General features: G+C 60.1%; 29 protein-coding genes. 18 read left to right on the top strand and 11 right to left on the bottom strand.

The features are described from left to right. Position 1 precedes the first annotated feature (1 nt). Together glcE and glcD are read right to left on the bottom strand one after the other, a co-directional pair. Positions 2-1066 (bottom strand): glycolate oxidase subunit GlcE, encoded by a 1065-nt coding sequence (gene glcE / locus TU84_RS11790; protein WP_048369257.1) that lies wholly within the window; start codon positions 1064-1066, stop codon positions 2-4. Continuing rightward, entirely contained in the window at positions 1066-2565 is a 1500-nt protein-coding gene (gene glcD / locus TU84_RS11785; RefSeq protein WP_048369256.1) for a glycolate oxidase subunit GlcD, read from the bottom strand. The genes glcE and glcD overlap by 1 nt, the downstream gene beginning before the upstream one ends. Before the next feature lie 234 nt (positions 2566-2799). Here glcD and glcC point away from each other — a divergent pair, with 234 nt between their 5' ends. Beyond that, positions 2800-3567 carry a transcriptional regulator GlcC gene (glcC, locus tag TU84_RS11780; RefSeq protein ID WP_048369255.1) on the top strand — a complete coding sequence of 256 codons (768 nt, stop codon included), beginning with the start codon at positions 2800-2802 and terminating at the stop codon, positions 3565-3567. Positions 3568-3596: 29 nt separating this feature from the next. On the opposite strand, the gene TU84_RS11775 is transcribed toward glcC, so the two are convergent. Beyond that, a complete protein-coding gene (locus TU84_RS11775; RefSeq protein WP_048369254.1) occupies positions 3597-4235 on the bottom strand; it encodes a LysE family translocator in 639 nt (212 codons plus the stop codon). Positions 4236-5165: 930 nt separating this feature from the next. On the opposite strand from TU84_RS11775, the gene TU84_RS11770 reads away from it, so the two are divergent. The 3 genes from TU84_RS11770 to TU84_RS11760 are packed head-to-tail and all read left to right on the top strand — an operon-like array spanning position 5166 to position 7652. Next, positions 5166-6695: a flavin monoamine oxidase family protein gene (locus TU84_RS11770; RefSeq protein ID WP_048369390.1), complete on the top strand. Its 1530-nt coding sequence runs from the start codon at positions 5166-5168 to the stop codon at positions 6693-6695. Between the two features lie 13 nt (positions 6696-6708). Continuing rightward, positions 6709-7104 (top strand): c-type cytochrome, encoded by a 396-nt coding sequence (locus TU84_RS11765; protein WP_048369253.1) that lies wholly within the window; start codon positions 6709-6711, stop codon positions 7102-7104. 44 nt (positions 7105-7148) lie between these two features. Further along, positions 7149-7652 (top strand): RidA family protein, encoded by a 504-nt coding sequence (locus TU84_RS11760; RefSeq protein WP_048369252.1) that lies wholly within the window; start codon positions 7149-7151, stop codon positions 7650-7652. Between the two features lie 56 nt (positions 7653-7708). Here TU84_RS11760 and TU84_RS11755 read toward each other — a convergent pair whose 3' ends face one another. Continuing rightward, entirely contained in the window at positions 7709-8605 is an 897-nt protein-coding gene (locus TU84_RS11755) for a LysR family transcriptional regulator (protein WP_048369251.1), read from the bottom strand. A 124-nt stretch (positions 8606-8729) separates the two neighbouring features. On the opposite strand from TU84_RS11755, the gene mdlC reads away from it, so the two are divergent. The 4 genes from mdlC (at position 8730) to TU84_RS26055 (ending at position 14085) form a co-directional block, all read left to right on the top strand. Further along, the gene (gene mdlC / locus TU84_RS11750; RefSeq protein WP_048369250.1) at positions 8730-10316 is read left to right on the top strand and encodes a benzoylformate decarboxylase; all 1587 of its coding nucleotides are present in this window, start codon (positions 8730-8732) and stop codon (positions 10314-10316) included. Positions 10317-10396: 80 nt separating this feature from the next. Then, a complete protein-coding gene (locus tag TU84_RS11745; RefSeq protein WP_048369249.1) occupies positions 10397-11725 on the top strand; it encodes an MFS transporter in 1329 nt (442 codons plus the stop codon). A 12-nt stretch (positions 11726-11737) separates the two neighbouring features. Continuing rightward, complete coding sequence (locus TU84_RS11740; RefSeq protein WP_048369248.1) at positions 11738-13201, top strand: aldehyde dehydrogenase family protein; 1464 nt, start codon at positions 11738-11740, stop codon at positions 13199-13201. 716 nt (positions 13202-13917) lie between these two features. Further along, positions 13918-14085 carry a hypothetical protein gene (locus TU84_RS26055; RefSeq protein WP_153326517.1) on the top strand — a complete coding sequence of 56 codons (168 nt, stop codon included), beginning with the start codon at positions 13918-13920 and terminating at the stop codon, positions 14083-14085. A gap of 31 nt (positions 14086-14116) precedes the next feature. Here the strand turns inward: TU84_RS26055 and TU84_RS11735 are convergent, their stop codons facing one another. The 3 genes from TU84_RS11735 to TU84_RS11725 form a co-directional block, all read right to left on the bottom strand. Next, positions 14117-15172 carry a YkvI family membrane protein gene (locus TU84_RS11735; protein WP_048369247.1) on the bottom strand — a complete coding sequence of 352 codons (1056 nt, stop codon included), beginning with the start codon at positions 15170-15172 and terminating at the stop codon, positions 14117-14119. 89 nt (positions 15173-15261) lie between these two features. Next, positions 15262-15639 (bottom strand): RidA family protein, encoded by a 378-nt coding sequence (locus TU84_RS11730; RefSeq protein ID WP_048369246.1) that lies wholly within the window; start codon positions 15637-15639, stop codon positions 15262-15264. Positions 15640-15663: 24 nt separating this feature from the next. Further along, positions 15664-16800, bottom strand: a complete 1137-nt coding sequence (locus tag TU84_RS11725) for an NAD(P)/FAD-dependent oxidoreductase (RefSeq protein WP_048369245.1) — start codon at positions 16798-16800, stop codon at positions 15664-15666. 169 nt (positions 16801-16969) lie between these two features. Here TU84_RS11725 and TU84_RS11720 point away from each other — a divergent pair, with 169 nt between their 5' ends. After that, on the top strand, positions 16970-17590 hold the full coding sequence (locus tag TU84_RS11720) for a helix-turn-helix domain-containing protein (protein WP_048369244.1): 621 nt from the start codon (positions 16970-16972) through the stop codon (positions 17588-17590). A 106-nt stretch (positions 17591-17696) separates the two neighbouring features. Next, positions 17697-18188, top strand: a complete 492-nt coding sequence (locus tag TU84_RS11715; RefSeq protein WP_048369243.1) for a DUF1543 domain-containing protein — start codon at positions 17697-17699, stop codon at positions 18186-18188. 50 nt (positions 18189-18238) lie between these two features. Here TU84_RS11715 and TU84_RS11710 read toward each other — a convergent pair whose 3' ends face one another. Next, positions 18239-18694 (bottom strand): hypothetical protein, encoded by a 456-nt coding sequence (locus tag TU84_RS11710; protein WP_048369242.1) that lies wholly within the window; start codon positions 18692-18694, stop codon positions 18239-18241. 116 nt (positions 18695-18810) lie between these two features. On the opposite strand from TU84_RS11710, the gene TU84_RS11705 reads away from it, so the two are divergent. The 7 genes from TU84_RS11705 (at position 18811) to TU84_RS11675 (ending at position 22936) form a co-directional block, all read left to right on the top strand. Continuing rightward, positions 18811-19215, top strand: a complete 405-nt coding sequence (locus TU84_RS11705; protein WP_048369241.1) for a COG3650 family protein — start codon at positions 18811-18813, stop codon at positions 19213-19215. 196 nt (positions 19216-19411) lie between these two features. Then, a complete protein-coding gene (locus tag TU84_RS11700; RefSeq protein ID WP_048369240.1) occupies positions 19412-19684 on the top strand; it encodes a BufA1 family periplasmic bufferin-type metallophore in 273 nt (90 codons plus the stop codon). Next, positions 19681-20109, top strand: coding sequence for a DoxX family protein (locus tag TU84_RS11695; protein WP_048369239.1), 429 nt, complete (start codon positions 19681-19683; stop codon positions 20107-20109). The genes TU84_RS11700 and TU84_RS11695 overlap by 4 nt, the downstream gene beginning before the upstream one ends. Positions 20110-20141: 32 nt before the next feature. After that, positions 20142-20909, top strand: a complete 768-nt coding sequence (locus tag TU84_RS11690) for an alpha/beta fold hydrolase (RefSeq protein WP_048369238.1) — start codon at positions 20142-20144, stop codon at positions 20907-20909. Between the two features lie 35 nt (positions 20910-20944). Next, the gene (bufA2, locus tag TU84_RS11685) at positions 20945-21217 is read left to right on the top strand and encodes a BufA2 family periplasmic bufferin-type metallophore (RefSeq protein ID WP_048369237.1); all 273 of its coding nucleotides are present in this window, start codon (positions 20945-20947) and stop codon (positions 21215-21217) included. A 121-nt stretch (positions 21218-21338) separates the two neighbouring features. Continuing rightward, positions 21339-22190: an MNIO family bufferin maturase gene (gene bufB, locus TU84_RS11680; RefSeq protein ID WP_048369236.1), complete on the top strand. Its 852-nt coding sequence runs from the start codon at positions 21339-21341 to the stop codon at positions 22188-22190. Continuing rightward, the gene (locus TU84_RS11675; RefSeq protein WP_048369235.1) at positions 22187-22936 is read left to right on the top strand and encodes an HvfC/BufC N-terminal domain-containing protein; all 750 of its coding nucleotides are present in this window, start codon (positions 22187-22189) and stop codon (positions 22934-22936) included. The genes bufB and TU84_RS11675 overlap by 4 nt, the downstream gene beginning before the upstream one ends. Here the strand turns inward: TU84_RS11675 and TU84_RS11670 are convergent. After that, positions 22923-23366, bottom strand: coding sequence for a GFA family protein (locus TU84_RS11670; protein ID WP_048369234.1), 444 nt, complete (start codon positions 23364-23366; stop codon positions 22923-22925). The genes TU84_RS11675 and TU84_RS11670 overlap by 14 nt on opposite strands. Before the next feature lie 105 nt (positions 23367-23471). Between TU84_RS11670 and TU84_RS11665 the strand changes: the two genes are divergently transcribed. Then, positions 23472-24362, top strand: coding sequence for a LysR family transcriptional regulator (locus TU84_RS11665; RefSeq protein WP_048369233.1), 891 nt, complete (start codon positions 23472-23474; stop codon positions 24360-24362). Between the two features lie 112 nt (positions 24363-24474). Here TU84_RS11665 and TU84_RS11660 read toward each other — a convergent pair whose 3' ends face one another. Beyond that, positions 24475-25656 (bottom strand): acetyl-CoA C-acetyltransferase, encoded by a 1182-nt coding sequence (locus TU84_RS11660; protein ID WP_048369232.1) that lies wholly within the window; start codon positions 25654-25656, stop codon positions 24475-24477. A 26-nt stretch (positions 25657-25682) separates the two neighbouring features. Then, complete coding sequence (locus TU84_RS11655; protein ID WP_048369231.1) at positions 25683-26342, bottom strand: CoA transferase subunit B; 660 nt, start codon at positions 26340-26342, stop codon at positions 25683-25685. Positions 26343-26369: the final 27 nt, after the last annotated feature.

Raw genomic sequence — 26369 nt, 5'->3', positions numbered from 1 at the left:
CTCAAAGCTCCGCGTACAGGCGCCCGGGGTTGAAAATACCCTTGGGGTCGAGTTGTTGCTTGAGATTGCGGTGGTAGCGCATCAGGGCTGCCGGCAACGGTTGGAACGGGCTGTCAGTCAGGCCGGGTGTGTAGCAGGTCGCATGCCCGCCCACTTCTTCAACCACACGGCGGATAAAGGCCGCATCGGCATCCGATTTGAGCCAGCGCTGGGCGCCGCCCCAGTCGATCAACTGCTGGCCGGGCAGGGCCAGTGGCGCGGTGTTGTTGGGCAAGGACAAGCGCCACAGCGGCTGGCCTTGAGCAAAGTAATCCAGGCGTTGCTCGTTCAAATCCGCCCAATAGGCGGCGTCCAGCAACTCGCCGCCCAGCCTGTCATGGGCAGCCGCCACCGACCCTTCGCCGCCTTCAAGGCGAAGGTGCAGGCGCTGCCCGTCGTGGCACGCGGCGCTGATCGGCAGCGGCTCCTGGCCCCATTGCGCCAGGCGTTGCAGGGCCCGGTCAGGGTCGATCTCAAGGCTGATGCTCAAGGCCTGACGCGGTTTGGGCAGAACCTTGAGCGACACCTCGGTGATCACCCCCAATGCGCCATAACTGGCGGCCATCAAGCGCGACAGGTCATAACCGGCGACGTTTTTCATCACCTCGCCACCAAAGCGCAAGTGCTTGCCGTGCCCGGTGATCACGCGGGTACCCAGCACGTAGTCACGCACCGATCCGGCCCACGGGCGACGTGGCCCGGACAGCCCGCTGGCGACCATGCCGCCCACGGTTGCGTGGCTGCCGAAAGACGGCGGTTCGCATGGCAACATCTGTTGCGCCGCGTCCAGGGCTGCGGCCAGTTCACTCAGTGGCGTGCCGCAGCGAGCGGTGATCACCAATTCCGTCGGGTCGTAGCTGACGATGCCCCGGTGGCTGCGGGTGTCGAGCACTTCGCCAGTCATCGGGCGGCTCAGAAACGCCTTGCTGTCAGCCCCCTGAATGCGCAAGGGCGTGGCGCTGTGCAGGGCCTGGTTGACCTGCTGCAGCAACGCGGCGCTGTTGTCGACATCATGTTCACTGCGCATCAAAAACGCTCCAGTTCAGGGAAGGGCAACTGGCCCATGTGCACGTGCATCGCGCCAAATTCGGCGCAGCGGTGCAGGGTGGGGATGTTCTTGCCGGGGTTGAGCAGCCCGCCGGGGTCGAACGCGGCTTTGACGGCATGGAACAGGGTCAGCTCATCACTGTTGAACTGCGCGCACATCTGGTTGATTTTTTCGCGGCCCACGCCGTGTTCGCCGGTAATGCTGCCGCCGACTTTCACGCACAGTTCGAGGATCTTGCCGCCCAGCGCTTCGGCGCGGTCCAGCTCGCCGGGTTGGTTGGCATCAAACAGGATCAACGGGTGCATATTGCCGTCACCGGCGTGAAACACGTTGGCCACGCGCAAGTCGTATTCGGCTGACAGTGCAGCGATCGCTTGCAACACGCCGGGCAGCTCGCGGCGTGGGATGGTGCCGTCCATGCAGTAATAGTCCGGCGAGAGGCGGCCCACCGCCGGGAACGCATTTTTGCGTCCGGCCCAGAACCGCACGCGCTCGGCCTCATCCTGGGCCTGGCGCACTTCGGTGGCCCCCGCGAGTTCCAGCACCTGGCGCACGCGCTCGCAGTCATCGTGCACGTCGGCCTCTACGCCATCGAGTTCGCACAACAGGATGGCTTCGGCGTCGACCGGGTAACCGGCGTGGATAAAGTCTTCGGCGGCGCGAATCGCCAGGTTGTCCATCATTTCCAGACCGCCCGGAATAATCCCCGCCGCAATGATGTCGCCCACCGCGCGCCCGGCTTTCTCGACCGAATCGAACGCGGCCAGCAGCACCTTGGCGGTTTGCGGCTTGGGCAGCAGCTTGACGGTGACTTCGGTGATTACCCCGAGCATGCCCTCGGAACCCGTGAACAGCGCCAACAGGTCCAGCCCCGGCGAGTCGAGTGCTTGCGAGCCGAGGGTCAGGTGTTCGCCGTCCACCGTGAGGATCTCGACCTGCAACACGTTGTGCACGGTCAGGCCGTACTTCAGGCAATGCACGCCACCGGCGTTTTCGGCCACATTACCGCCAATCGAACAGGCGATTTGTGACGAAGGGTCCGGCGCGTAGTACAAGCCATAGGGCGCGGCAGCCTGGGAGATCGCCAAGTTGCGCACCCCCGGCTGAACCCGCGCGGTGCGGGCGGCGGCATCGATGTGGAGGATGTTGTTGAAGCGCGCCATCACCAGCAGCAAGCCTTTTTCCAATGGCAAGGCGCCGCCCGACAAGCCCGTGCCCGCGCCGCGTGCGACCACCGGCACCTTGTGCTCATGGCAGAGCCGCAGCACGGTCTGCACCTGCTCAAGATGATGGGGCAGGACCACCAGCATCGGCGTGGTGCGATAGGCCGACAGACCGTCGCACTCGTAGGGCTTCAGTTCCTCAGGCTCATGCAGGATTTTCAGGTCGGGCACCTGTGTTTGCAGGGCCAGCAGCAGCGCTTTTTTGTCGACGTCGGGCAGAACCCCGTCGACGGCTTCGTCGTAAAGAATATTCATGGTCGGTGGGCGACACCTGTTTATTTTTATTAGAGGTCCGTTGCCGGAGAGTGCTGGCTTGCATCATTGGCCCGAGGCGATTTACTGTCCATACGTTGTTGAACTGGTCGAACCAGTTTTTGCAGCGCCGCTTGTTTGTTTCAAATAAAAATAAATTTAAAAACAATGCGTTAGGTGTATGCGCAAACCGACAGGATTGTGCCGACCGAACTGGTCGTACCAGTTGGAGGGTTTATGGACAGAATGGAATTACCGCGTAACCCGCAAGTGGCCGATGTGGTGTGTGAGCGCATCGAGCGCCTGATCGTTGATGGCGTCCTCAAGACCGGGCAGTTGCTGCCCTCGGAACGGCGCCTGACCGAAAAACTCGGCGTGTCCCGTACCGCCCTGCGTGAAGGCCTGAAGCTGCTGCGCGCTCGCGGCATCATCAAGACCGAGCAGGGCAAGGGTTCTTTCGTTGCTGATCTTTCCGGCGAGGCGAGCGCGTCGCCGCTGATGCACTTGTTCAGCTCGCAACCGCGCACGCTGTATGACCTGTTTGAAGTGCGCAGCTTGCTGGAGGGCGAATCTGCACGGCTGGCCGCCTTGCGCGGTACTGACGCCGATTTTGTGCTGATCACCCGCAGTTATCACGCCTTGCTCGATGCGCATAACCGCTCTCTCGATGCGTCTGCCCATGCACGCCTGGACCATGCCTTTCACCTGGCCATTTGTGAGGCGTCGCATAATCCGGTGCTGGTGCAGACCCTGCGTTCACTCACTGATCTGTTGTTGAACACGGTGTTTGCGTCGGTCAATAACCTCTACCACCGCGAGCCGCAAAAGCGCCAAATCGACCGCCAGCACGCGCGGCTGTACAACGCCGTGACCGGTCGCTTGCCGGAGCAGGCGCGCAAGGCCGCCATCGCCCATATTCAGAGCATCAGTGAAAGTCTTAAAGAGATCGAAAACGAAGAACAGCGGCTGGTGCGAGCGACGATGCGCCTGGAGGGGTGGAGCTGAACATAGCGTCCAGCTCCTGTGTTGCGGGGTCAGGCCACTTTGCCGCGGATGGTCAACAGGCTGATGCCCAGGCCCATAAACGAGGCGCCAAACAAGCGGTTTAGGGCTTTGGCCCGCGCTGGCGTCGCCAAATAGCCTTTTAGCGTCTGTGCGAGCAGGGCATAAAACAGGTGAGCGACAATCGAGCAGCCGGCAAACGTGATGATCAGCACGGCCAGGTAAGACAGGCTGGAGTCACCGCCCTGAATGAACTGCGGCAAGAAGGCGGCAAAGAACAGGATGGCTTTGGGGTTGGTAATCGCGACCGAGAAGCCCTTGGTGAACAGCTTCCAGCCCGACAGATTTTCCGAGGGATTGGCCTGCACGTTATCAAACGCGCGATTGCGGCTGCGCCACTGTTTGATGCCTAGATAAATCAGGTAACTGGCCCCCGCGACCTTCAGTACCAGGAATGCCGTGGCAGACGCGATTAATAGTGCACCGAGGCCGGCACTGGTGGCCGAGGCAATCAGCAGCAGCCCGATGGCATTGCCCAGCGAACCGATCATCGCCCGCCACGGGCCATGGCTGATGGAGTTGGACAACGACATGATCACCGCAGGCCCGGGGGTGAGCGTCACGAGCATGGCGATAAAGGTGAAGCTCAGCCAATCATTTAATGAAACCAAAGGGGAACTCTCCGCAAGACCCACACAGCAGGGGCTGCAAGATTCTCATAGAGCGGGTGCTGTGTTCTATAAATCTCTTGGATATCTGTAGGAGCGAGCTTGAATTGCGTACCCTCGTAGCAGTTGACGAGCTTTGCGAGGCTACGTCCGGGCGCGCAGCGGCCGTAAAAAGAGCCAGATCAAAAGATCGCGAGTTTGAATCGCGTACCCCCGTAGCAGTTGACGAGCTTTGCGAGGCTACGTCCGGGCGCGCAGCGGCCGTAAAAAGAGCCAAGATCAAAAGATCGCGAGGCAAGCTCGCTCCTACAGTTGTATCGCGTACCCCCGTAGCAGTTGACGAGCTTTGCGAGGCTACGTCCGGGCGCGCAGCGGCCGAAAAAGAGCCAGATCAAAAGATCGCGAGGCAAGCTCGCTCCTACAGTTTTATCGCGTACCCCCGTAGCAGTTGTCGAGCTTTGCGAGGCTACGTCCGGGCGCGCAGCGGCCGTAAAAAGAGCTAGATCAAAAGATCGCGAGGCAAGCTCGCTCCTACAGTTTTATCGCGTACCCCCGTAGCAGTTGACGAGCTTTGCGAGGCTACGTCCGGGCGCGCAGCGGCCGTAAAAAGAGCCTGATCAAAAGATCGCGAGACAAGCTCGCTCCTACAGTTTTCATCGTGCACGCCCGTTCTGATTGTGCCCAGTGATGGCGCACCCCCTGCGCACCAAAAGCAGCCGCGCATGATCGATGCCGATGCATCCGCATGCGTATTTTTATGAAAATTTCTTCATTTTTAGTGGTTTTGACAGGCTGGCACAGCCCTTGCTCCAGGCCCTTGCAGGCACAGATATTTTCTTTCGCTTCAAAGGACTGATCATGCAAGAGCAAGCAATGGTTGTGAGTCGCCGCAAGGTACTGAACTGGATCGGTGTGACAGCGGGTGCCGCTGCGATGTATCAGGCAATGAGCGCCTTGAGCTTTGCCGCGGAATCCACCTACGAGCGCAATTTTGCCTTGAGCGGCGCGCCCAAGGGCACCCGTGTATTGATTCTCGGGGCAGGGCTGGCGGGCATGACTGCCGCTTACGAGCTGCGTAAGGCCGGGTACCAGGTCAAGGTCCTGGAGTTCAATGCCAAGCCGGGCGGGCGTTGCTGGACCTTGCGCGGCGGCGACCGCTTTACCGAGTTGGGCGGTGCGACCCAGCAGTGCGAGTTTGATAAGGGCTTGTACCTCAATCCCGGGCCGTGGCGTATCCCTTACCATCACCATGCAGTGCTCGATTACTGCCATAAGTTCGGTGTCGCGCTGGAGCCCTTTATTCAGGTCAATTACAACGCCATGGTGCATTCCACCAAGGCGTTTGGTGGCAAGCCGCAGCGTTATCGCGAGGTGCAGGCCGACTTTCAGGGGCATGTTGCCGAACTGCTGAGCAAGGCCGTCAACCAGCACGGCCTGGACCAGGCCCTGACCCGCGAGGACCGCGAACGCTTGCTGGAAGTGATGCGCAAGTGGGGCGCGCTGGATGCCAACAACGCCTACAAGAAGTCCCTGGAAACCAGCCTGCGCCGGGGTTTTGCTGTGGATGACGGCGGCGGTCTGATGCCCGAGGCAGTGCCATCCGAGCCCATTGACTGCAAGGCGCTGCTCGATTCCAACCTCTGGCAAAGCATCGCCAGCGGCAAGGAGTACGAGTTCCAAAGCAGCATTTTCCAGCCGGTGGGTGGTATGGACATGATTGCCCAGGCCTTTCAGAAACAGGTGAATGACCTGATTCATTACAACGCCAAGGTCACGCGCATTCAGCAAGATGCCAACGGCGTGACGGTGACCTATCAAAACAGTGATGGCAGCGGCGGGGCACAGCAAGAGCAGGCGGACTGGTGCGTGTGCACCTTGCCGCTGTCGATCCTTGGGCAACTGCCCATCGACGTCAGCGCGCCGATGATGAGCGCCATTCGCGCCGTGCCTTACGAGTCTTCGGTGAAGGTCGGCTTGCAGTTCAAGCGGCGTTTCTGGGAACAGGACGAGCATATCTACGGCGGCATCACCTACACCGACACGCCCGTCAGCAAGATCAGCTACCCGAGCACCGACTATGGCAAGCAAGGCAAGGGCGTGCTGCTAGGGGCGTATATCTGGGGCCCGAATGCTTACGAATTTACCGCCATGAGCCCGCAAATGCGCGTGCAAAAGGCTGTGGAGTTTGGCGCGCAGATTCACCCGCAATACCCGAGCGAATTCGAAAACGGCATCGCCGTTGGCTGGCATCGTGTGCCGTGGACTAACGGCTGCTACGGCTTATGGACGCCCGAGACGCGCCAGCAGCACTACAAAAATCTGTGCCAGATCGACGGCCGCATTGTGCTCGCGGGTGAGCATGCCTCGTACATTCCAGCCTGGATGGAGGGCGCTATTTTGTCGTCGCACGATGCGATCAAGCGCCTGCACACCCACATCATCGCCAGCACTAAAACCGCCTGACAGGGAGTTAGCCATGCGTACGATTATGTCCACCGCTGTGTTGTGGGGCCTGATGGGCAGCGCGACGGCGTTTGCCGCTGACGCTCCGATCCTGTCCACCTCCGGCAAGTTCGAAGAACAGACCGGCGAAGCGCTGTTTAATCAAGTCTGCCAGGGCTGCCACATGGCCCAAGGCCAGGGGGCTCACGGTGCCGGGGCTTACCCGGCGCTGTCGACCAACTCCAAGCTAGGCGCCAAGGTGTACCCGATATACATGGTGGCCTCCGGGCAAGGCGGTATGCCGGGCTTCAAAAAGTACATGGATGACCAGCAGATTGCTGCGGTGGTCAACTATGTCCGCACACATTTTGGTAATCAATACCCCGATACGGTCACGGCCGAAGAGGTTAGGGTTCTCACCCAGCGCTGAAAGTCTCCATGGATTACGTTTTTTCATCCCTAAAGGAATAAACAATGTCGAAGACCATCATCACCACCGTCCTGCTGACCTCTTTGTTGGGCGGCCTCATGGCCACGCAGGTTAACGCTGCTGAAGTGATCCGGCACAAGCTGCCAAACTCTGATTTCCCGATCTCCCTGGCCGTGGAAATTCCGCCAGGGGCCACCGTGGTCAACCTCAGTGGTGTGGTGCCGCCAATTGCCGACAGCAAGGCCGATCCCAAGACACTGGCCGCTTATGGCGACACCGAAGTGCAGACCGTCAATGTGCTGAAGAACATTGAAGGCACGTTGAAAAGCCTCAATCTGACCATGGGCGATGTGGTGAAAATGCAGGTCTATCTGGTGGGCACGCCTGAAACCGGCAAGATGGATTTCGCCGGCTTTATGAAGGGCTACACCCAGTTCTTTGGCACGGCTGCCCAGCCCAAGTTGCCAACCCGCTCAGCGTTCCAGGTGGCAGGTCTGGCCAACCCCAACTACCTGGTAGAAATCGAAGTGACGGCGGTTCGTCCATAACCTGATCTGTGCCTTAAACCCTGGTCAGCAAACACGCTGGCCAGGGTGGGTGGCCTTTAAACCTGGCCGCTGATAATCGCATCGGCAATGGTTGCGCAAAACCAGCGCAGCGCCGCCGAACTCTCACTGTTGGGGTTCCAGTGCAACGAGACATCGAACTCGGGCACCTGGAACGGCAAGTCCAGCATTTGCAACCCCCCGTCATGCACAAATAATCTGGCGATCTGCTCAGGCAGCACGGCCAGCAGGTCGGTGCCCGGAAGAATTTTCGGCAGCACGGAAAAATGCGGCACGTGCAGGTTTATCCGTCGCTCGACATTCATGCTCTTCAAGACGTCTTCAATGCTGCCGTGGCCGGAGGTACGGGTCACGGTGACGTGCCGTTCGGCGAGAAACTGTTGCAGATTGATGTGCTCGCGGATGCGCGGATGACTGGCGCTGAGCAAGCAGGTATAGCGCTCATGCATCAGCACCCGGTTGTGGGTGCCGGGCACCGGATGGCGGCAGATCGCGGCGTCGATCTTGGCGCTGGCCAGCCATTCACCCACCTGGTCGACCTGCAGCGGTATGACTTCGACCTCCGCCTGCGGTGCCTCGCGATTCAGGCGCGCCAGAATCAGCGATAAAAAGCCCATCTCCCCCAGATCCGAGAGCGCAATGCGAAAGCGGCGCTCAGTGGTTGCCGGGTCAAACTGGCGAGTGCTCTGCACGGCGCCCTCAATGCGTGTCAGACAATCACGCAGCGTGGGGTAGAGCTGCTGCGCGACAAATGTCGGCTGAATGCCGTCTCGGGTGCGGCTGAACAATTTGTCATCGAACAGCTCGCGCAGGCGGGCCAGGCCATAGCTCACGGAAGGCTGGGTGACGAACAGACGTTCTGCGGCCAGGGTCACGCTGCGGGCTTCATACAGAGTGATGAAGGTGCGGATCAGGTTCAGGTCGATGTGGCTCATGGCGCCTCAAGTGGCTACAGCGATATAGATGGGGCTTATTTTTAATAGAGATAGTATCGATTTGATCAATCAACTGGCAGCTGCAAGAGTAACCCAAAGTCTAAAAACAGCTGCAAGGGTCCCTATGAAAACCGTTCACTCTGCCACTTACGACATTCTGCGCGAGCAAGGCCTGACCACCATTTTTGGCAACCCCGGCTCCAATGAGCTGCCGTTTCTGAAGGGGTTCCCCGAAGATTTCAGCTACATCCTCGGCCTGCACGAAGGCGCCGTGGTGGGCATGGCCGACGGCTTTGCCCTGGCCACCGGCAAACCGACCTTCGTCAACCTGCACGCTGCGGCAGGCACCGGTAACGGCATGGGCGCGCTGACCAATGCCTGGTACTCCCACAGCCCGCTGGTGATTACCGCCGGGCAGCAAGTGCGTTCGATGATCGGTGTCGAAGCGATGCTGGCCAACGTCGATGCCGCGCAGTTGCCCAAGCCTCTGGTGAAGTGGAGCCACGAACCGGCCTCGGCGCAGGACGTGCCGCGCACCCTGAGCCAGGCCATTCACATGGCCAGCCTGGCGCCCCGTGGTCCGGTGTATGTGTCCATCCCGTATGACGATTGGGCCTGCGAAGCCCCTGCCGGGGTTGAGCACTTGGCCCGGCGCCACGTGGCAAGCGCCGGTGTGCCGTCGCCCGCGCAGTTGCACGACTGGGGGCAGCGCCTGTCGAGCGCGCGTAACCCGGTGTTGGTGCTCGGCCCGGACGTAGATGGCAGTGGCAGCAACGCGCTGGCCGTGCAACTGGCGGAAAAACTGCGCATGCCCGTATGGGTGGCCCCTTCGGCATCGCGCTGCCCGTTCCCGACTCGTCATCCGTGTTTTCGCGGTGTGCTTCCCGCGGCGATTGCCGGGATCAGCCGCCAGTTGGCGGACCATGATGTGATTCTAGTGGTGGGCGCGCCGGTGTTTCGTTATCACCAGTTCGCCCCCGGTGACTACCTGCCAGCGGGCACGCAACTGCTGCACATCACCTGTGATCCGGGCGAGGCGGCGCGTGCGCCGATGGGCGATGCGCTGGTGGCGGATATTGCCCTGACCCTTGAAGCCCTGGTGGCTGAGGTTGCACCCGGCGCGCGGGCAATGCCCCAGGCCTTGCCGCGCCCGCCAGCGGTTGTCGAGGAGGGTGGTTTGCTGCGCCCGGAAACCATCTTTGACCTGATCGACCAACTGGCGCCCAAAGACACCATCTACGTCAAGGAGTCCACGTCAACCGTGGGGGCGTTCTGGCAGCGCGTCGAAATGCGCGAGCCGGGCAGTTACTTTTTTCCGGCCGCCGGTGGCCTGGGCTTTGGCTTGCCTGCGGCGGTCGGCGTGCAACTGGCCACGCCAGAGCGGCGGGTAGTCGGCATTATTGGTGACGGCTCGGCCAACTACGGTATTACGGCGCTGTGGACGGCGGCGCAATATGGCATCCCTGTGGTGTTCATCATCCTTAAAAACGGTACGTACGGCGCCTTGCGCTGGTTTGCCGATGTATTAAACGTCAGCGATGCGCCGGGGCTGGATGTGCCGGGCCTGGACTTTTGCGCGATTGCCCAGGGGTACGGCGTACACGCCTTGCGCACCGACACCGCCGAGCAGTTTGCCGCAGCATTCACTGAGGCCTTGGCGGGCCAGCGCCCGGTCTTGATCGAGGTGCCGACGCTCACCATCGAGCCTTAGCAGCCCACGTCAGGCCCGAGCCTTGTCTGGGGAAACGGGCCTGATACCGCACGACAACAACAATAAAAAAAGAGGTGGTTATGAACAAAACTTCCGTCAGTGAAGTGATCGACGCCGCACCGTTTAATCGCACGCACCTGCTGATACTGATGTGGGGCTGTTTCATCATGCTGTTCGATGGCTACGACATGGTGATCTATGGCTCGGTGGTGCCGCAGTTGATGCAGGACTGGCAATTGTCTGCGATCGAAGCCGGCACCCTGGGCAGTTGCGCGTTGTTCGGCATGCTGTTCGGCGGCACCCTGATTGCGCCCTTGGCCGACCGTTTTGGACGGCGCAAGCTGATCATCCTCACCACCTTGCTGGCCAGCCTGGCGGCATTTCTCACCGGGCACGCCACCACGCCTTTCGAGCTGGGCGCCTGCCGTCTGGTGACGGGCCTGGCCTTAGGCGCGCTGGTGCCGAGTGCGATCAACCTGATCAGCGAGTTCGCCCCCGAAGGGCGGCGCAGCACCATGATTACCGTGATGTCGAGCTTCTACTCGGTGGGCGCGGTGCTGTCGGCCTTGCTGGCGATTGCGGTGATCCCGCAGTGGGGCTGGCAGGCGGTGTTTTACGTGGCCGTCCTGCCGGTGTTGGCGGTGCCATTTATGCTGCGTTACCTGCCTGAGTCGGCGGCGTTTCTGGCCCTCAAGGGGCGCCGTGGCGAGCTCGATCAACTGTTGGTCAAAGTCGACCCGGCGTATCGCCCCGGCACTGCGTTGAGCCTGCCGGTCAATGACAAACAGACCCGCGCTGCCCGTCTGCCGCAGCTATTCAGCAAAGGTCAGGCGCTGGCCACCTTGTTGCTGTGGGTAGCATTCGCCATGTGCATGCTGATGAGCTACGGGCTCAATACCTGGTTGCCCAAGCTTATGGCGCACGGTGGTTACCCCCTGGGTTCGAGCCTCGCGTTTCTGGTGACCCTCAACGTGGGTGCCACGGTGGGCGCACTGTTCGGCGGCTGGCTGGCGGACCGTCTGGGTGTGCAGCGCACTCTGGCGTTGTTTTTTGTTCTGGCGGCGCTGTCGTTGGCCGCCCTCGGCTTCAAGCCCGGCCCGATCCTGCTTAACCTGCTGTTGCTGATTGCCGGCGCAACCACCATCGGTACTCTGGCGGTGATTCATGCCTATGCTTCGATTTCTTATCCGGCGCATATCCGTTCTACCGGCGTGGGCTGGGCCGCCGGGATTGGCCGCCTCGGGGCCATTGCCGGGCCGATGCTCGGTGGCAGCCTGTTGGCGCTGGACTTGCCCTTCCAGCAGAACTTTTTGGCGTTCGCGTTGCCCGGAGTAATAGGTGCTTTGGCCATCGTGTGCATTCACGTACGCCCCACGTCTTCCATTACCCAAGCCTCTGAATCTGTTTAAAAGGAGCATGACATGACCCATTACAGCGATTTTCATCTGCAACCGATTGCCGGAGAGTGGCGTAAAGGCACGGGCGGCAAACACCTGCGGGTGACTAACCCGTTCGACGATTCGCTGCTGCTGGAAATCCCTCAGGCTAACCGGGCCGACCTCGACGCTGCCTATCGCAAGGCCGCCGAGGTGCAGCCGCAATGGGCTGCGCTTGGTCCTTCGGCGCGAGCGGCGGTGTTGCATGAGGTGGTGGCGGTGTTTGACCGGCGCCGCGACGAAATCATCGACTGGCTCATCCGCGAGTCAGGCAGTACCCGGCTCAAGGCGCAACTGGAATGGGGCGCGGCACGGGCCATTGCGCTGGAGTCAGCATCCTTCCCGGCGCGGGTTCACGGGCGCATCGTCGAGTCCAACGTACCGGGTAAAGAGAGCCGGGTGTATCGCAGCGCGCTTGGCGTGGTCGGCGTTATCAGTCCGTGGAACTTCCCGCTGCACTTGACCCAGCGCTCCATTGCCCCGGCGCTGGCGCTGGGCAACGCTGTGGTCATCAAACCGGCCAGCGACACCCCGGTGTGTGGCGGTTTGCTGCTGGCGCGCATCTTTGAAGAGGCCGGATTGCCGGCTGGCGTATTGAGTGTGGTGGTGGGTGCGGGCAGTGAAATTGGCGATGCGTTTGTCGAGCACCCGGTGCCGTCGCTCATCACCTTTACCGGCTCGACCCCGGTCGGTCGCGGTATTGGCGCAATCGCCAGCGGCGGCGAACACCTCAAGCACGTCGCGTTGGAGTTGGGCGGCAACAGCCCGTTTGTCGTGCTGGAAGACGCTGACCTGGAGCAGGCGGTAAATGCTGCGGTGTTTGGTAAAATCCTGCACCAGGGGCAGATCTGCATGGCGATCAACCGCATCATTATCGACGAGCGTTTGTATTCGGCCTTTGCCGAGCGTTTTGTAGAGCGGGTCAAAGGGCTCAAGGTGGGCGACCCTAACCTGCAAGACACCGTGATCGGCCCGGTCATCAACGCCAAACAGCTGCAGGGCCTGCATGAAAAGATCGAACTGGCCCGCGCTGAAGGGGCCCGTCCGCTGTTTGAAGGCGGCAGTAATGGAAACTTGATGGCGCCGCATGTCTACGGCGAAGTTACCGTCGACATGGACCTTGCCCGCAATGAAATTTTCGGCCCGCTGGTGGGGCTGATCCGTGCCCGCGACGAAGCCCATGCCCTGGAATTGGCCAACGCCACCGAATTCGGCCTTTCCAGTGCAGTCTTCAGTACCAACCTGGAACGCGCCGTCACCTTTGCCCGCAAAGTGAGAGCAGGCATGACCCACGTCAACGACATCCCGGTCAACGACGAAGCCAACGCACCTTTTGGCGGTGAAAAGAACTCAGGGCTTGGCCGTTTCAATGGTGACTGGGCGATTGACGAATTCACCCGTGACCACTGGATCAGCGTGCAACACACGCCACGGCACTACCCGTTTTAAACGCCGGGGTCCTTGTAGGAGCGAGCTCGCCTCGCGATCTTTTAAGGTCAAGAGATCGCGAGGCAAGCTCGCTCCTACAGAACCCGTAGTCGCTGCCGAGGCACGAAGGCTGCGATAAATCCCAAGGTCAAGCTCGCTCCTATCAAACATAAAATAAGTGATTGATTTTAAAGGCTTTGTAGGAGCGAGCTTGCTCGCGATCTTTTGATCTTGATCTAAGAGCCCCCCTCACCCTAGCCCTCTCCCGAAGGAGAGGGAACCGATTCGGGGATGCTGAAGATATTCGGTGGCCTGTTTGCTGCGCGACAGCGCGGCGTCGTAGACGGGGCGGTCCCTCCTACAGTGGGAATGGGGGTATTCAGGGCTTCATCGCCGGATACGATTCTTCTGCCAACTGAAGTCACTGTGAAACGTGCCGGTATCTCCCCGTAAAACATACAAAGTGGCCCTGTAGGCAGACGACAGGCGTGAGCATTGCAAACTGCGGACTTTTCGGTAAGCCCAGACCCAGCCGTGTGAGGAAGTGGCGTTCATCTTGGCAATCCTGAGTCGATAAGAACCTCATTGGACTCAGTTTAGAACTCAAGTTCCCTTGCCATGACAAACGTCATACCAATCGTCGGTTACCTCATAAAACAGGCGTAAAACCGCAGTCTGGCAAGCTCGCCTCAAGTTTTGCTAGTCTGTGTGGTAATCGCAAAGGGAGTACAGACAGCATGGAACTGAAATCACCGGACAAAAATATTCGAATTGTCGGCCTGGCAGGGATCGTCGCGGGGCTGGGAATGATAGTGGCCGGTCATGCCAGTTTCGGCACCACGCTTCTGGGCGGCGGGCTGCTGTTTCTGGCACTGCCTCTGTTCAGGACAGCGGGCAAAAAATAGGTTTTTTGCCCGCTGCAGTAGGCGCTCAAGATCAGGCCGTGACCAGTCGACGTGCGCGGAACCAGCCAATCAGTACGGCACCGATCAGCAGGAAACCCAGGTAGCCGAACAGCGGGTACACCTGACCTACCAGGCTGATAAACCCGACCAGACTACCGACAAAGGCAATTGCGCCGGCGGCGACGGAGCCGAGGCGGAACTTGTGGGTGCCGACCGGCAGCACGCGCGCGCAAAAGGAATACAGCGTGCCTACGGCCGTGTTGAGGATCATGCAAAAAATGATCACGGCCATGAGCAGCCCCAGAATAGGCGAGGCTTCAGTCGCAATCGAGAGCATCGGCATCGGCAAGTCCGCCACGCTGTCCAGGCGTGAAAGCAGCCCCAGACTCATGACCAGCATCAGCAAACCCAACAATGCACCGCCGATGATGCCGCCCATCATGGCCTGCTTCTCGGTTTTTGCGGCGCCACCCATGATCGCCAAAATGGGCACTCCGGCAACAATGTTGTAGGACACGTACAGCAAGGCGCCCAGTAACCAATGATTCGCTCCGGCCTCCTGCTCGCTGGCCAACTGGTTGAGCTCCGGGAAACTCAGGTCGCGAGTGGCGACTCCGTACAGTGCTACTCCTACTGCGGTAAGAATCAGAAAAGGAGTTGCTGCACTAATGACGCCAATGACTTTGTGCACATCCAGGCACACAACGGCCACGACGATTACGGTCACGATAATGCTGCCCAGAATCGCCGGTATGTCGAACTGCTGCTCCAACAGCGCGCCACCGCCCGCCAGCATCACCACAGTCACCGCAAACATGAAAAAGGTAATCATCAGGTCGACAAAAGTCCCAAGAAAGCGCCCGCACAGGTTATAGACCACGTCTTTGTGCGACGTGGCCTGTAATCGGCTGCCCATGCCGGCAAGTGCCATCCCGAGAAACGTAAAGAACGCGGCGCTGATCACTGCGCCCACCAGTCCCCAGACGCCGAAGCTGACGAACATCAACATCAGCTCCCGGCCTGAAGCAAATCCAGCACCGACTATCACGCCTACAAACGCTCCGGCGATTTTTAGACTTTCTTTCATGACGACTTCCCTCGATTTATTGTTTTTATGCTGGTAGCAGGCGGTGGTACTGACCTGCGGGGTAGCGCATTGACAGTCGATGCCCTGGATTAACTGGCGCCTAGCCAGGCCTGAACTTCGACCTCGACATCGACCCCCAGCGCAAGCTGGGCGCCGACGGTGGAGCGCACCGGGAAGCCGTTAGGGAAATGACGCTTGTAGACCTCATTGAAACCGGTGAAGTGCTGCATGTCCGATAGCCACACCGTGGCCTTTACGACCTGATCAAAGCCCACGCCGCACTCGGCCAGTGTCTCGCTGATGCGGGTCATCACCGCTTCGGTTTGTACGCTGATATCACCGCGTACTACTTCACCCTGCGCATTCATGGGCACTTGCCCGGACAGAAACAGGAAGTCACCCACGCGTATCGCCCTGGAGAAAGGGAAGGGCAGATGGCTGGGGTAGCGCTTGATCGTGTCAGACATAAGAGGACCTCTGGGTCAGGGGGATTAACGCAAACGTGCGGGGGCCAGGCGTTGTGGATCGACACCTTGGCTGCGCAATTCTTCGGGCAGGGCTTGATGGAGCAGTTGGGCGCAGGCCAGTTGTGAAACCCCGGCTGCCGACTGAATGCCATAACCGCCCTGAGCCGCCAGCCAATAGAAACCGTCCCGGTGGTTGTCCCAGCCGACGACGAGGTCTCCATCACTGACGAACGAACGCAGGCCTGCCCAGCTGTGACGTGGGCGGCGAATACTCAGCGTGGTGGCGTTTTCGATGTGGTAAATGCCGGTGGCAATGTCCAGTTCTTCCGGCATCACATCGTGTGCGGCAACGGGGTCGGCGTTGGCAGGTGAGCCCAGTAACTGGCCAGCATCCGGTTTGAAGTAGAAACTTTCGTCAATACCGATGACGGCGGGCCATTGCGAGAAATCCATGCCTTTGGGGCCGTCGAATGTGAAGGCAGTGCGCCGACAGGGTTGTAACCCAATGGGCGCTACGGCGCATTGTTGAGCTACCTGATCGGCCCAGGCGCCTGCAGCGTTCACCAGATTGTGTGCGCGTAACGCGCGGCCGTCCTTCAACAGCAGATGCCAGACAGCACCCTGACGGCTTGCAGTGCTTAGCTCAGCGTCACACTGCAACACCCCTCCGGCCTGGCGCATGGCCCGCAGAAAGCCTTGATGTAGAGCGTTTACATCCAGATCACGTGCCGCTGTTTCAAGCATGGCGCCTGCAGTGACCCGCGGGTGCAGGCAAGGCACCAGTGCCAGCGCACGTTCGGCATCGATCAATGACACATTGTCAGAGTGGGCTCGACTCGCTTCGAATGTCTGCTTGAGCAATGCCCGCTGTTCATGATTCGCGACGTACAAACAGCCCCGTGGTTCCAGCAGCGCATGCTCGGTGAAGCCTGTCGGTGGTTGCTCGTAAAAAGCCCGGCTGGCACGGGTCAATGCCTGGATTTGTGGAGTGCCGTAGGCCTCCATAAACATCGCCGCCGAGCGACCGGTCGAGTGGTATCCGGGTTGGGGTTCGCGCTCAAGCACTGCAACACTGGCATGTGCAGACAATCGCCAGGCTAGCGAGGCTCCGGCTATGCCGCCGCCGATGATGACGTAGTCAAAACATTCGTTGTCGTGCATGCCTGGATCTCCCGTTTGAAAGTGCCCTGTGATGCAGGGTTCTAAATTCTCATATAAGAGAAATGTAGGATATGAGAATTTAGCAGTCAAGCCTTCTGGGTGAGGTAATATCCAGACTCGCGCCTGGAACCAGTCCCAGACGCCTTCATTTGCCCGACAGAGAGCCTGCATGAGTTCCGATCGAGACCCTTCCTCCTCGAGCGCCACAGCCCATTCCCTGATTGACCGTACCCAGGTGGGTGCACGTCTGCGGGCGATTCGCAAAAATCAAAAATTGACCCTTAAACAACTCTCCGAGCGTTCCGGCGTCGCACTCTCGACCTTGTCGAAAATGGAATTGGCGCAAGTGTCGGTGAGTTATGAAAAATTGGCGGCTGCTGCGCGGGCGCTGAGCACGGACATCGCCCAATTGTTCAGCCTGCCCCGAGAGCACAATGACCTGTTGCAACCCACCGTGGTCAGCTCACCTCTCGATAACACGGCGGGGTACAGCACCGGCAATTACGATTACCACCCGATGGCGGGGGACTTTCCGGGGCGCCGCATGGAGCCCATGTACGTCAGGGTATTTGCCCGCGAATTGAGCCAGTTTGACGATTACATTCGCCATGCCGGTCAAGAGTTTGCTTTAGTCCTTGCCGGAAGGGTGCGCATCCAGTTCGAAACGGGCGAGTCGATCAGCATCGGTGTCCGTGAAACAGCCTATTTCAATAGCGGGGTTGGGCATATCTACCTGTCTGAAAGTGAAGACGAGGCAGATGCGCAAGTGATGGTGGTGATGTCCGAGTAGCAATTGCGAAGCCAGAGCTTGCGATGGCACCGTTAAACGGATCACACAAAGCGCAACGCACGCCGCGTACTATGGCGCCCGGGTCGTGATCTTCTGGAGAGCTGAAATGCTGTTTGTTGTTATGCTCGGGGGCAAGCATCCCCGAGCCAAAATCGAAGTTCATGACGTGGTTTTTGCCATCGCCGACAGCCTGGAAGCAACCTACCCGCAACTGCGTCAGGGCTGGTTTGGCAACCCGGCAGGTTTGCACATCGACGCCTGGATGCGGGTTGACGGCGTAGATGGCTGGAAGGTTGAGCTGAGCCCGCTGGCACCGCTACCAGGTTCTCCGCGTTTGTATTTCATCAACCTGGGTGGCTACGAGGCGAATACTTTTGGTGAGGCCCATCATTACCTGCTGGTGGTTGCCCAGGACAAGAACCATGCCAAATCCAGGGCCAGACAGCACATGCTCAAGCATTGGCAACAGGCCCACACCGACGCGCTGCTGGATGTGGATGATTGCTTGCCGATTGATCAGGTGAGCGGGCGCTACATTCATCTGGTTGAGGGCGAGCACCGGGGTGTGATTCAGCACAACGACTACATCGTTATTTAGTGTGTATCAGCAACAGCCGCAGCTCCTGCAGGCAATTGTTCAATCACCGCTTACTGCACAACAGGCGTTTGCCCTTGGTCATGCAACAAGAACTTTATTGTCGAATCGAGTTCGTCCGGCGCGCTTTCCACCGGCTGTGGCGTCGCTTTCACTGAGGCGGTGTTGTTCAGCGCCTGGCCGTCTGATTTGAAGGGGGAGGTGACGAGGGGCGGGTGGGAAGGCATGCCGGTTTTTTGCGGTACGCGATTGTATGAGTACTCGATGATGCAGTTTTCTTTCTGGACGCCCTCGGGTATGTCGCGGCAAGCCTGCGCGCTGTTGTTTTTGTAGCATTTGGCGCGGTCGGCCTCTACCAGCCGGTTCTGGCAGCTACTCACCGACAGCACGGCCTGCACCACCTTGGCCCAGTCAGCACCCGGCGCAACATGCGGGTCGGCGTGTGCGGCACTGGCCATCAATAAAAAGCTGACGCTCAAGGTTTTTAATGACGAGGTCGAGTTAAACATCCGGGCAGTCCATGGCGAGGTGTGCGCGTATGTAACACGGTTTTTTAAGCCGCCACAATGCGTCTTGCATGCTGATTTGCTAGGGTGACCAACGGACTCAATTAAGGAATGACGTGATGAAAAAGGAAGTGATGGCGCCCCTCGCGGCGTTTGTGTTGCAGTTGCTCTTGAGCGCATGCAGCCAGCATGCGCCCTCGGTCAGCACCACGGCCCCTGAAGCAACGAGTACGGCCCGGCAGTTTGTCGCCCGAGGCAACGAGCCGTTCTGGACCCTCAAGGTCAATGGCGACACCCTGGCCTGGATTACCCCGGATCATTTAGAGGGTCGGCAATTGCATGCCGACAAGGTGGTGTCGGGGGATCGCACGACCTACACCGGCACCGATCAGGGCAAGGCGTTCAGCCTGGTGATCGAGCCAAAACCCTGCACCGACTCGATGTCGGGTGAGACGTTCACCCACACGTCTACCTGGACTTATGCCGGTGAACGCAACAGCGGATGTGCTGGCGAAGGCAACTGATTCAGGGGGGTAACGCACTCGCTGTGTATCACACTGTGTACCAACCCCACGCTGATACACCCGCAGGTTGTTAACGGTCGAACGCGACACAGACCAGATACACGCCTGGCTTTAAATCTGTCTACCCGATAGCGCAAGTGATCACTCACCTGAACTTGCGCTACGGACACATTCAGTCAAGCCAGGAGATATAACAATGAAGCGCCATTACGCCGCTCTCGCCGCCACCCTCGCTCTGTCCCTCGGTGCCTTTGCCGGTGCTGCCCACGCTGATGATGCCAAGCCTCAAGAGAAATGCTTCGGCGTGTCGCTGGCCGGTGCCAATGATTGTGCCGCGGGTAAAGGCACCTCTTGCGCCGGTACCGCCACAGCTGACTACCAGGGCAACGCATGGATCCTGGTGGACAAAGGCACCTGCACCCAGATCAAAACCCCTAAAGGCTATGGCAGCCTGACGGAAAAACCGTGATTGCCTCGGCCCCGGTGGTGCTCAAGCGGTTATTGCCTGAGGCACTGCTGTTGTTGGTGGCCCGTGTCGGTATCGCCTCGGTGTTCTTCCTCTCGGGCCGTACCAAAGTCACCGGTTTTCTGGAACTCAAACAGTCGACTTACACCTTGTTTCGCTCGGAATACGCCTTGCCTGTGATCCCCCCGGAATGGGCGGCGCACCTAGCGGCATACGCCGAGCATGCGTTCCCGCTGTTGCTGGTGCTGGGCCTGATGACTCGCCTGTCTGCTGCTGCACTGTTGGGCATGACCCTGGTGATCGAGGTGTTTGTCTACCCCGACGCCTGGCCGACGCATTTGACCTGGGCGGGGTTGTTGCTACCGCTGTTGGCCTACGGTGGCGGGGCCTGGTCGCTGGACAACGTGTTGCGCCGTCGGTGTGTGTGAACCCTTTAACAATAATGCTGTGGAGTGTCTTTATGCGTGTTCTGTCTTCTCTGGTCATCGCCATGGCGTTGACGGCGCCCATGCTGGCTTCGGCGGCTGAAAAGCCGCAGGCGTTGCCCGGCACCGGTAAAAACGTGGTGATTGTGCCTGGCTCGTTTGTCGACGGCTCCGGCTGGCGAGTGGTACACGACATCCTGTCCCACCAGGGCTACAAGGTCACCGTGGTGCACCAGGGGCATGAAAGCCTTGCTGCAGACGTAGCCGAAGCCCGTGAAGTGCTGGAGCAACAGGTCGGCCCGGTGGTGCTGGTGGGTCACAGTTCCGGCGGCGGGGTGATCTCGATTGCCGGTGACCGGGGCAAGGTCAGGGCGTTGGTCTACGTTTCGGCCTTGCAGCCGGAAGTGGGCGAGAACATGTCCCAGTTGTTGAACTCCATGCCTGCGCCAAGCAATGACATCAAGCAGAGCCGAGACGGCCATCTGTTTGTGGACCGCAGCAAGTTCCATGATGATTTTGCCGCTGACCTGACCACCAATCGCACCGACTTTATGGCGGCCTCGCAAGTCCCGGCCACCACCGCATTGTTCGGCGGCACCGTGTGGGACGCCGCCTGGCACAAGAAGCCCACCTATGCGGTGCTCTCTACCGAAGACCGGGCCTTGAGCCCCGATTTACAGCGCTGGATGTACAAGCGCGCCGGTTCCAAAGTCACTGAACTAAAAGGCAGCCACTCCGTGTACATTTCCCAGCCCGAAGCGGTGGCCAAAGTGATCGAAGACGCTGCATCAGTTATTAACTAACCCAAAACACCAAAAAACACCCTGGAGACACCCCCATGAGCACTTCTTTGAAATCCCGCGTCAGCCTTGCCACTGCTGCTGCCCTGATCGCTATGGCATCCGCCTCTTTCGCTACGGCCGCCAGCGCTGCCGACCAGCAGGAAAAACCCGGCCGCTGCTACGGCGTCAACAGCTGTAAAGGCGAAAGCCAGTGCGCCACGTCGAAAAACGACTGCAAAGGCCTCAATAGCTGTAAAGGCCAGGGCGTTGTGGTGAAAACCCCGTCCGAGTGCCTGAAACTGGGCGGCACCACCACCGAGGCCAAGTAACCCGCCCCCGGTGCAGGAGCGAGCTTGTCTCGCGATCTTTTAAACGATCAAAAGATCTCGAGACAGTTGGCTCCTGCAGTGTTTGCGTACAACGACCTATCGATGCACTGGAGCACATCACATGGCGACATCCAATCCACGTTTCTCGGGCTATGGCCTGGGGTTGCGCAAGGAACATTACAGCGACTTTCTTGAAACCTCGGTCGCCGTGGATTTCGTCGAAGTGATCTCCGAGAATTTTATGGTTGCAGGCGGCCAGCCACTGCATATCCTGCGCCAGATCCGTGAGCGGCATCCGGTGGCGCTGCACGGCGTGTCCATGTCCATCGGCACCGCCCAAGGGCTGGACCCTGACTACCTCAAGCGCCTCAAGTCGCTGGTGGACGACATTGAACCGCTGTTTGTGTCCGACCATTTGAGTTGGTCGCGCACCGGCGGCTTCAACTCCCACGATTTGCTGCCACTGCCTTACACCGAAGAGGCACTGAACCTGGTCTGCGCCAATATCCACCAGGCTCAAGAGGCCCTGGGCCGCACTATGCTGTTTGAAAATCCGTCGAGCTATCTGGCCTTTGCGGGCGCGTCCATGAGCGAGTGGGAATTCATTGCCGAGATGTCCCGGCGCACTGGCTGCGAGCTGCTGCTGGACGTCAATAATGTGTTTGTCAGCGCCAGCAACCACGGCTTTGATGCACTGGCGTTTCTCGACGGCATACCGGCCGAGCGCGTGCGTCAGGTGCACCTCGCGGGCCACAGCCAGGGCCCCAGCCTGTTGATTGACAGCCATGACAGCCCGGTGTGCAGCGGCGTCTGGCACTTGTACGCCAAGGCCATTGAGCGGCTGGGCCCGGTGGCCACCATGATCGAGCGTGATGATGAGATTCCACCTTTGTCCGAACTGCTCGATGAACTCGCCATCGCCCGGGCATTGGGCGCCAGCGCGGCCAAACAGCGTGCGCAGGTGCGAGCATGAACCTGGCCCGTTTGCAGCAGGAATTCCAGAACTGGCTGGTGAACGCTTCGGATGAATCCGCCGCGCTTCTGGGCAATCATGTTGCCGGTCTGGCGGTGTACCAGAACAACTACCGGGCGCAATTGGTAGGTTGCCTGGAAGGGGCGTTTCCCAACCTGCGCCAATGGCTGGGGGATGAAGCCTTTTTGGCCGCGTGCATCACCCATATCGACCGCCATCCGCCGCATGCCTGGACCCTTGATGTTTACCCGGCAGGCTTGCAAAAAACCTTATATGAAGTCTTCCCTGACAACCCGGACGTACACGAACTGGCGTGGATCGAATGGTCACTGAACGAGGCGTTTGTCGCCGCCGACGCTGCGCCCCTGCGCATGGAGGCGCTGGCTTCGGTGGACTGGGACACGGCGCGCCTGCAATTGGCGCCGTCGCTGCGCAGCCACGCGTTGACCACCAATGCCGAAGCCATCTGGTCGGCCTTGTGGCAGCAAACCCCGCCGCCCGAAGCCGCGATGCTGGCCGAGGCGGGCGGGTTGCTGGTGTGGCGTCGCCAATACACCTCGCGCCTGCGCCAGGTCGACGCGCTGGAACTGCACGCGCTGCAGCACCTGCAACACGACGGCAGCTTTGCCGGGTTGTGCGAGTTTTTAGTCGAACGTCTGGGCGAAGAAGAGGGGATAGGCCGGGCCGGTGAAATGCTGGCTGGCTGGATTGGCAGTGAATTAATCGTCGGGGTTACCGACCACTAGCACTCAACGCCTCGGCGAATTGTTGCGGGGTAGGGCTTTCGGGCCAACTCGCAATGGTGTCCGGCAGGCTCAGCCAGGGTTGCTTGTGCTTGACCCAAATGTGCGCGACGGGCTGTAACGCAGGGCTGTTGTCCAGCGTGCCCACGCGCAACACCCGTAAACCGGGCGCAGCACTGGTGGTGTTGAAGAGGCGAGTGTGGCACTGGCTGCACACGACGTGATCAGCGTGCTGGCTGTTGGTGTCATACGCGTAATGCGTCACCGGGCCGACCAGCGACAGGGCATCTGCTGGCACCAGCGCGTGCAGGGCAAAACTGCTGCCGCTCCAGGTTTGGCAATGCTGACAATGGCAGGCATACACCGCCAGCGCAGCGTCGGTGTCGAGGGTGTAGTTCACGGCCGAGCAGCGGCATTTTCCAGTGAGTGTCATGGGTAAGGTTCCTCTTGGATGTCTGTAGGATATTCTTCGCAAGTCTGAGCGAGTACCTCCTCAAAAAACATTCGCCAAAACTGCCCAGCGGCTCACAGGAAATGTATGACCCCCCCTCAATTACAGTGGGAAACCCAACGTGCTTTTTTAGCGGTATTACGCACCGGCAGCCTGTCCGGGGCCGCACGTTTGCTGGGCATCGCCCAGGCCACTGCGCGTCGGCGCATCGAAGCGCTGGAGCAAAGTGTCGGTGTCAGCCTGTTTATTCGCACGCCTGCCGGGTTGCTGCCCACTGAAATGGCCAAAGACCTCATCAGCCATGTTGAAGCCATGGCCATGGCGGCCAATGCCTTCAATCGCGCGGCATCCGCCGATGCCGCGCTGGCCAGCGGCACGGTACGCCTGACCAGCGGCCAATTGCTGGGTGTTGAAGTGCTGCCGCCGATGCTGCGTGCAGTGCGCCGCGAGCACCCGCAACTGGCCATCGAACTGAGCGTGTCCAACCGCTTGCACGCACTGGCGCAGCAAGAGGCAGACGTGGCCGTACGCATCCGCCGCCCTACTGAAGCCTCGGTGGTGGCGCGCAAAGTCGGGGAGTTGCGGGTCGGGTTGTACGCGGCTCCCGAGTTGCTGGCGCAAGAGGGCGGCCTGGCGACTGCCAGCGAGTTGAGCCGCTACCCGCTGATCGGGCCTGATCGCAATCTGGATGACCTGGAGTTTCTGCGTGAGCAGGGCTTTGACTGTGCACCGGAGCGGGCGTTGATTCGCACCGATGATCACCTCGCGCAACTGGCTGCGTTGCGGGCGGGGTTGGGGATCGGGGTGTGTCCTGAACAGGTGGCCCAGCGCTACGGGTTGGTGCGAGTGCTGCCCGGGCAAGTGGGTTTTGCCGTGGAGGTGTGGATCGCCATGCATCAGGACCGCCGCAGGGTGCAGCGTATTGGGTTGGTGTTCGATGCGCTGGGAACGGCTATGAGCGAGTTTCTGGCAGCCTGACCGCAGTCTTGTAAAACCCGGCGTGACCCAGAGTTAGCCTCTGTGCCGCGCCGGGTGTGTTGCCAGCCCGCGTGCAGATGTCGTGGATCTGCACGCGGGCTGTTTGAACCTTTTAGTCGCGCTCGATGGCCAGGGCCACGCCCTGACCGCCGCCGATGCACAAGGTCGCGAGGCCTTTTTTGGCGTCACGCTTGATCATTTCGTGCAGCAACGACACAAGTACACGGCAGCCCGACGCACCAATCGGGTGGCCCAGGGCGATGGCGCCGCCATTGACGTTGACCTTGTCCATGTCCCATTCCAGCTCTTTGCTCACCGCCAGCGCTTGCGCGGCGAAGGCTTCGTTGGCTTCGATCAGGTCCAGTTGGTCGAGGCTCCAGCCAGCTTTTTTCAAGCAGGTGCGGGTTGCCGAAACCGGGCCGATGCCCATGATGGCCGGGTCGACACCGGCGTTGGCGTAACCGGCGATCCGGGCCAGCACGGGCAGGCCCAGGGCTTTGGCCTTATCGGCGCTCATCAGCACCACGGCGGCAGCGCCGTCGTTGATGGTCGAGGAGTTGCCAGCGGTGACGCTGCCGTCTTTTTTGAACGCAGGCTTGAGTTTGCTCAAGGCCTCGGCGGTGATGCCGTCGCGCGGTTGTTCATCGACCTTGAACGAAATCGGCTCGCCTTTGCGCTGAGGAATCTGGATGGGGGTGATCTCGTCGGCAAAGCGCCCGGACTCGATGGCCGCAATGGCTTTTTGTTGCGATGCGGCGGCGAAGGCGTCCTGTTGCTCGCGGGTCAGATGGTATTTGTCCACCAGGTTCTCGGCGGTGATGCCCATGTGGTAATCGTTGAACGCGTCCATCAGGCCGTCTTGCAGCATGCTGTCGAGCATTTTGGCGTGGCCCATGCGCAGGCCGGTGCGCGCGGCCGGCAGTACGTACGGCGCCAGGCTCATGCTTTCCATGCCTCCGGCGATGATGACTTCGGCATCGCCGCAGCGAATTGCCTGGGTGGCCAGATGCAGCGCCTTGAGGCCCGAACCGCAAAGTTTGTTCAGGGTCAGTGCCGGTACGGCATGGGGCAGACCGGCGAGGATCGACGCCTGACGCGCCGGGTTCTGGCCGCAGCCCGCAGTGAGCACCTGGCCGAGGATCACTTCGTCAACCTGCTCGCCTTTGAGACCGGTGGTTTCCAGCAGTTGACGAATGACGGCAGCGCCGAGTTCGGCAGCCGGAATGTTGGCCAGCGCGCCCTGAAAACTGCCAATGGCCGTGCGGGTGGCGGCAACAATGACGACTTCTTGCATGACTTCTCTCCTTAAATAGTGGCGGATCAGGCGAACTGCATTTCCGGGACATGGTCCGGAACGATCAATTTACCGGCTGTTTTGCTGACGATTTCTTCAACGCTAACTCCGGGCGCCCGCTCTTTGAGGATGAAGGCGCCGTCTTCGATTTCCAGGTAGGCCAGGTCAGTCAGCACCCGCTTGATGCACCCGGCGCCGGTCAGCGGCAGGCTGCAGCGCGACAGCAGTTTGGATTCGCCGTCTTTGGAGGCGTGGGTCATGGTGACGATGATGTTGTCGGCACCGGCCACCAGGTCCATCGCGCCGCCCATGCCCTTGACCAGCTTGCCGGGGATCATCCACGAGGCGATGTTGCCGTGCACGTCGACCTCAAAGGCGCCCAGCACCGTGAGGTCAATGTGGCCGCCGCGTATCATCGCGAACGACTCGGCAGACGAGAAAATCGATGCGCCGGTGCGGGCGGTGACGGTTTGTTTGCCGGCGTTGATCATGTCGGCATCGGCTTCACCCTTGCGCGGGAAGGCGCCCATGCCAAGCAGGCCGTTTTCCGATTGCAGCATGACTTCCATGCCGTCGGGGATGTAGTTGGCAACCAGGGTCGGGATGCCGATGCCGAGGTTCACGTAGAAGCCGTCCTGCATTTCGCGGGCGACGCGCTGAGCCATTTGTTCGCGGGTAAGGGCCATTATTATTCTCCGTGCTCTGAATCCAGA

The organism is Pseudomonas helleri (genome assembly GCF_001043025.1).
Lineage (GTDB): Bacteria > Pseudomonadota > Gammaproteobacteria > Pseudomonadales > Pseudomonadaceae > Aquipseudomonas > Aquipseudomonas helleri.
The sequence above is the reverse complement of the archived record's forward strand: the minus strand, read 5'-3'. Positions and strand labels throughout refer to the sequence as shown.

Coding starts and splice junctions, on each gene's coding strand:
- glcE (WP_048369257.1), bottom strand. CDS start 1,066: ATGCGCAGTGAACATGATGTCGACAACAGCGCCGCGTTGCTGCAGCAG.
- glcD (WP_048369256.1), bottom strand. CDS start 2,565: ATGAATATTCTTTACGACGAAGCCGTCGACGGGGTTCTGCCCGACGTC.
- glcC (WP_048369255.1), top strand. CDS start 2,800: ATGGACAGAATGGAATTACCGCGTAACCCGCAAGTGGCCGATGTGGTG.
- TU84_RS11770 (WP_048369390.1), top strand. CDS start 5,166: ATGTATCAGGCAATGAGCGCCTTGAGCTTTGCCGCGGAATCCACCTAC.
- TU84_RS11765 (WP_048369253.1), top strand. CDS start 6,709: ATGCGTACGATTATGTCCACCGCTGTGTTGTGGGGCCTGATGGGCAGC.
- TU84_RS11760 (WP_048369252.1), top strand. CDS start 7,149: ATGTCGAAGACCATCATCACCACCGTCCTGCTGACCTCTTTGTTGGGC.
- TU84_RS11755 (WP_048369251.1), bottom strand. CDS start 8,605: ATGAGCCACATCGACCTGAACCTGATCCGCACCTTCATCACTCTGTAT.
- mdlC (WP_048369250.1), top strand. CDS start 8,730: ATGAAAACCGTTCACTCTGCCACTTACGACATTCTGCGCGAGCAAGGC.
- TU84_RS11745 (WP_048369249.1), top strand. CDS start 10,397: ATGAACAAAACTTCCGTCAGTGAAGTGATCGACGCCGCACCGTTTAAT.
- TU84_RS11740 (WP_048369248.1), top strand. CDS start 11,738: ATGACCCATTACAGCGATTTTCATCTGCAACCGATTGCCGGAGAGTGG.
- TU84_RS26055 (WP_153326517.1), top strand. CDS start 13,918: ATGGAACTGAAATCACCGGACAAAAATATTCGAATTGTCGGCCTGGCA.
- TU84_RS11735 (WP_048369247.1), bottom strand. CDS start 15,172: ATGAAAGAAAGTCTAAAAATCGCCGGAGCGTTTGTAGGCGTGATAGTC.
- TU84_RS11730 (WP_048369246.1), bottom strand. CDS start 15,639: ATGTCTGACACGATCAAGCGCTACCCCAGCCATCTGCCCTTCCCTTTC.
- TU84_RS11725 (WP_048369245.1), bottom strand. CDS start 16,800: ATGCACGACAACGAATGTTTTGACTACGTCATCATCGGCGGCGGCATA.
- TU84_RS11720 (WP_048369244.1), top strand. CDS start 16,970: ATGAGTTCCGATCGAGACCCTTCCTCCTCGAGCGCCACAGCCCATTCC.
- TU84_RS11715 (WP_048369243.1), top strand. CDS start 17,697: ATGCTGTTTGTTGTTATGCTCGGGGGCAAGCATCCCCGAGCCAAAATC.
- TU84_RS11710 (WP_048369242.1), bottom strand. CDS start 18,694: ATGTTTAACTCGACCTCGTCATTAAAAACCTTGAGCGTCAGCTTTTTA.
- TU84_RS11705 (WP_048369241.1), top strand. CDS start 18,811: ATGAAAAAGGAAGTGATGGCGCCCCTCGCGGCGTTTGTGTTGCAGTTG.
- TU84_RS11700 (WP_048369240.1), top strand. CDS start 19,412: ATGAAGCGCCATTACGCCGCTCTCGCCGCCACCCTCGCTCTGTCCCTC.
- TU84_RS11690 (WP_048369238.1), top strand. CDS start 20,142: ATGCGTGTTCTGTCTTCTCTGGTCATCGCCATGGCGTTGACGGCGCCC.
- bufA2 (WP_048369237.1), top strand. CDS start 20,945: ATGAGCACTTCTTTGAAATCCCGCGTCAGCCTTGCCACTGCTGCTGCC.
- bufB (WP_048369236.1), top strand. CDS start 21,339: ATGGCGACATCCAATCCACGTTTCTCGGGCTATGGCCTGGGGTTGCGC.
- TU84_RS11675 (WP_048369235.1), top strand. CDS start 22,187: ATGAACCTGGCCCGTTTGCAGCAGGAATTCCAGAACTGGCTGGTGAAC.
- TU84_RS11670 (WP_048369234.1), bottom strand. CDS start 23,366: ATGACACTCACTGGAAAATGCCGCTGCTCGGCCGTGAACTACACCCTC.
- TU84_RS11665 (WP_048369233.1), top strand. CDS start 23,472: ATGACCCCCCCTCAATTACAGTGGGAAACCCAACGTGCTTTTTTAGCG.
- TU84_RS11660 (WP_048369232.1), bottom strand. CDS start 25,656: ATGCAAGAAGTCGTCATTGTTGCCGCCACCCGCACGGCCATTGGCAGT.
- TU84_RS11655 (WP_048369231.1), bottom strand. CDS start 26,342: ATGGCCCTTACCCGCGAACAAATGGCTCAGCGCGTCGCCCGCGAAATG.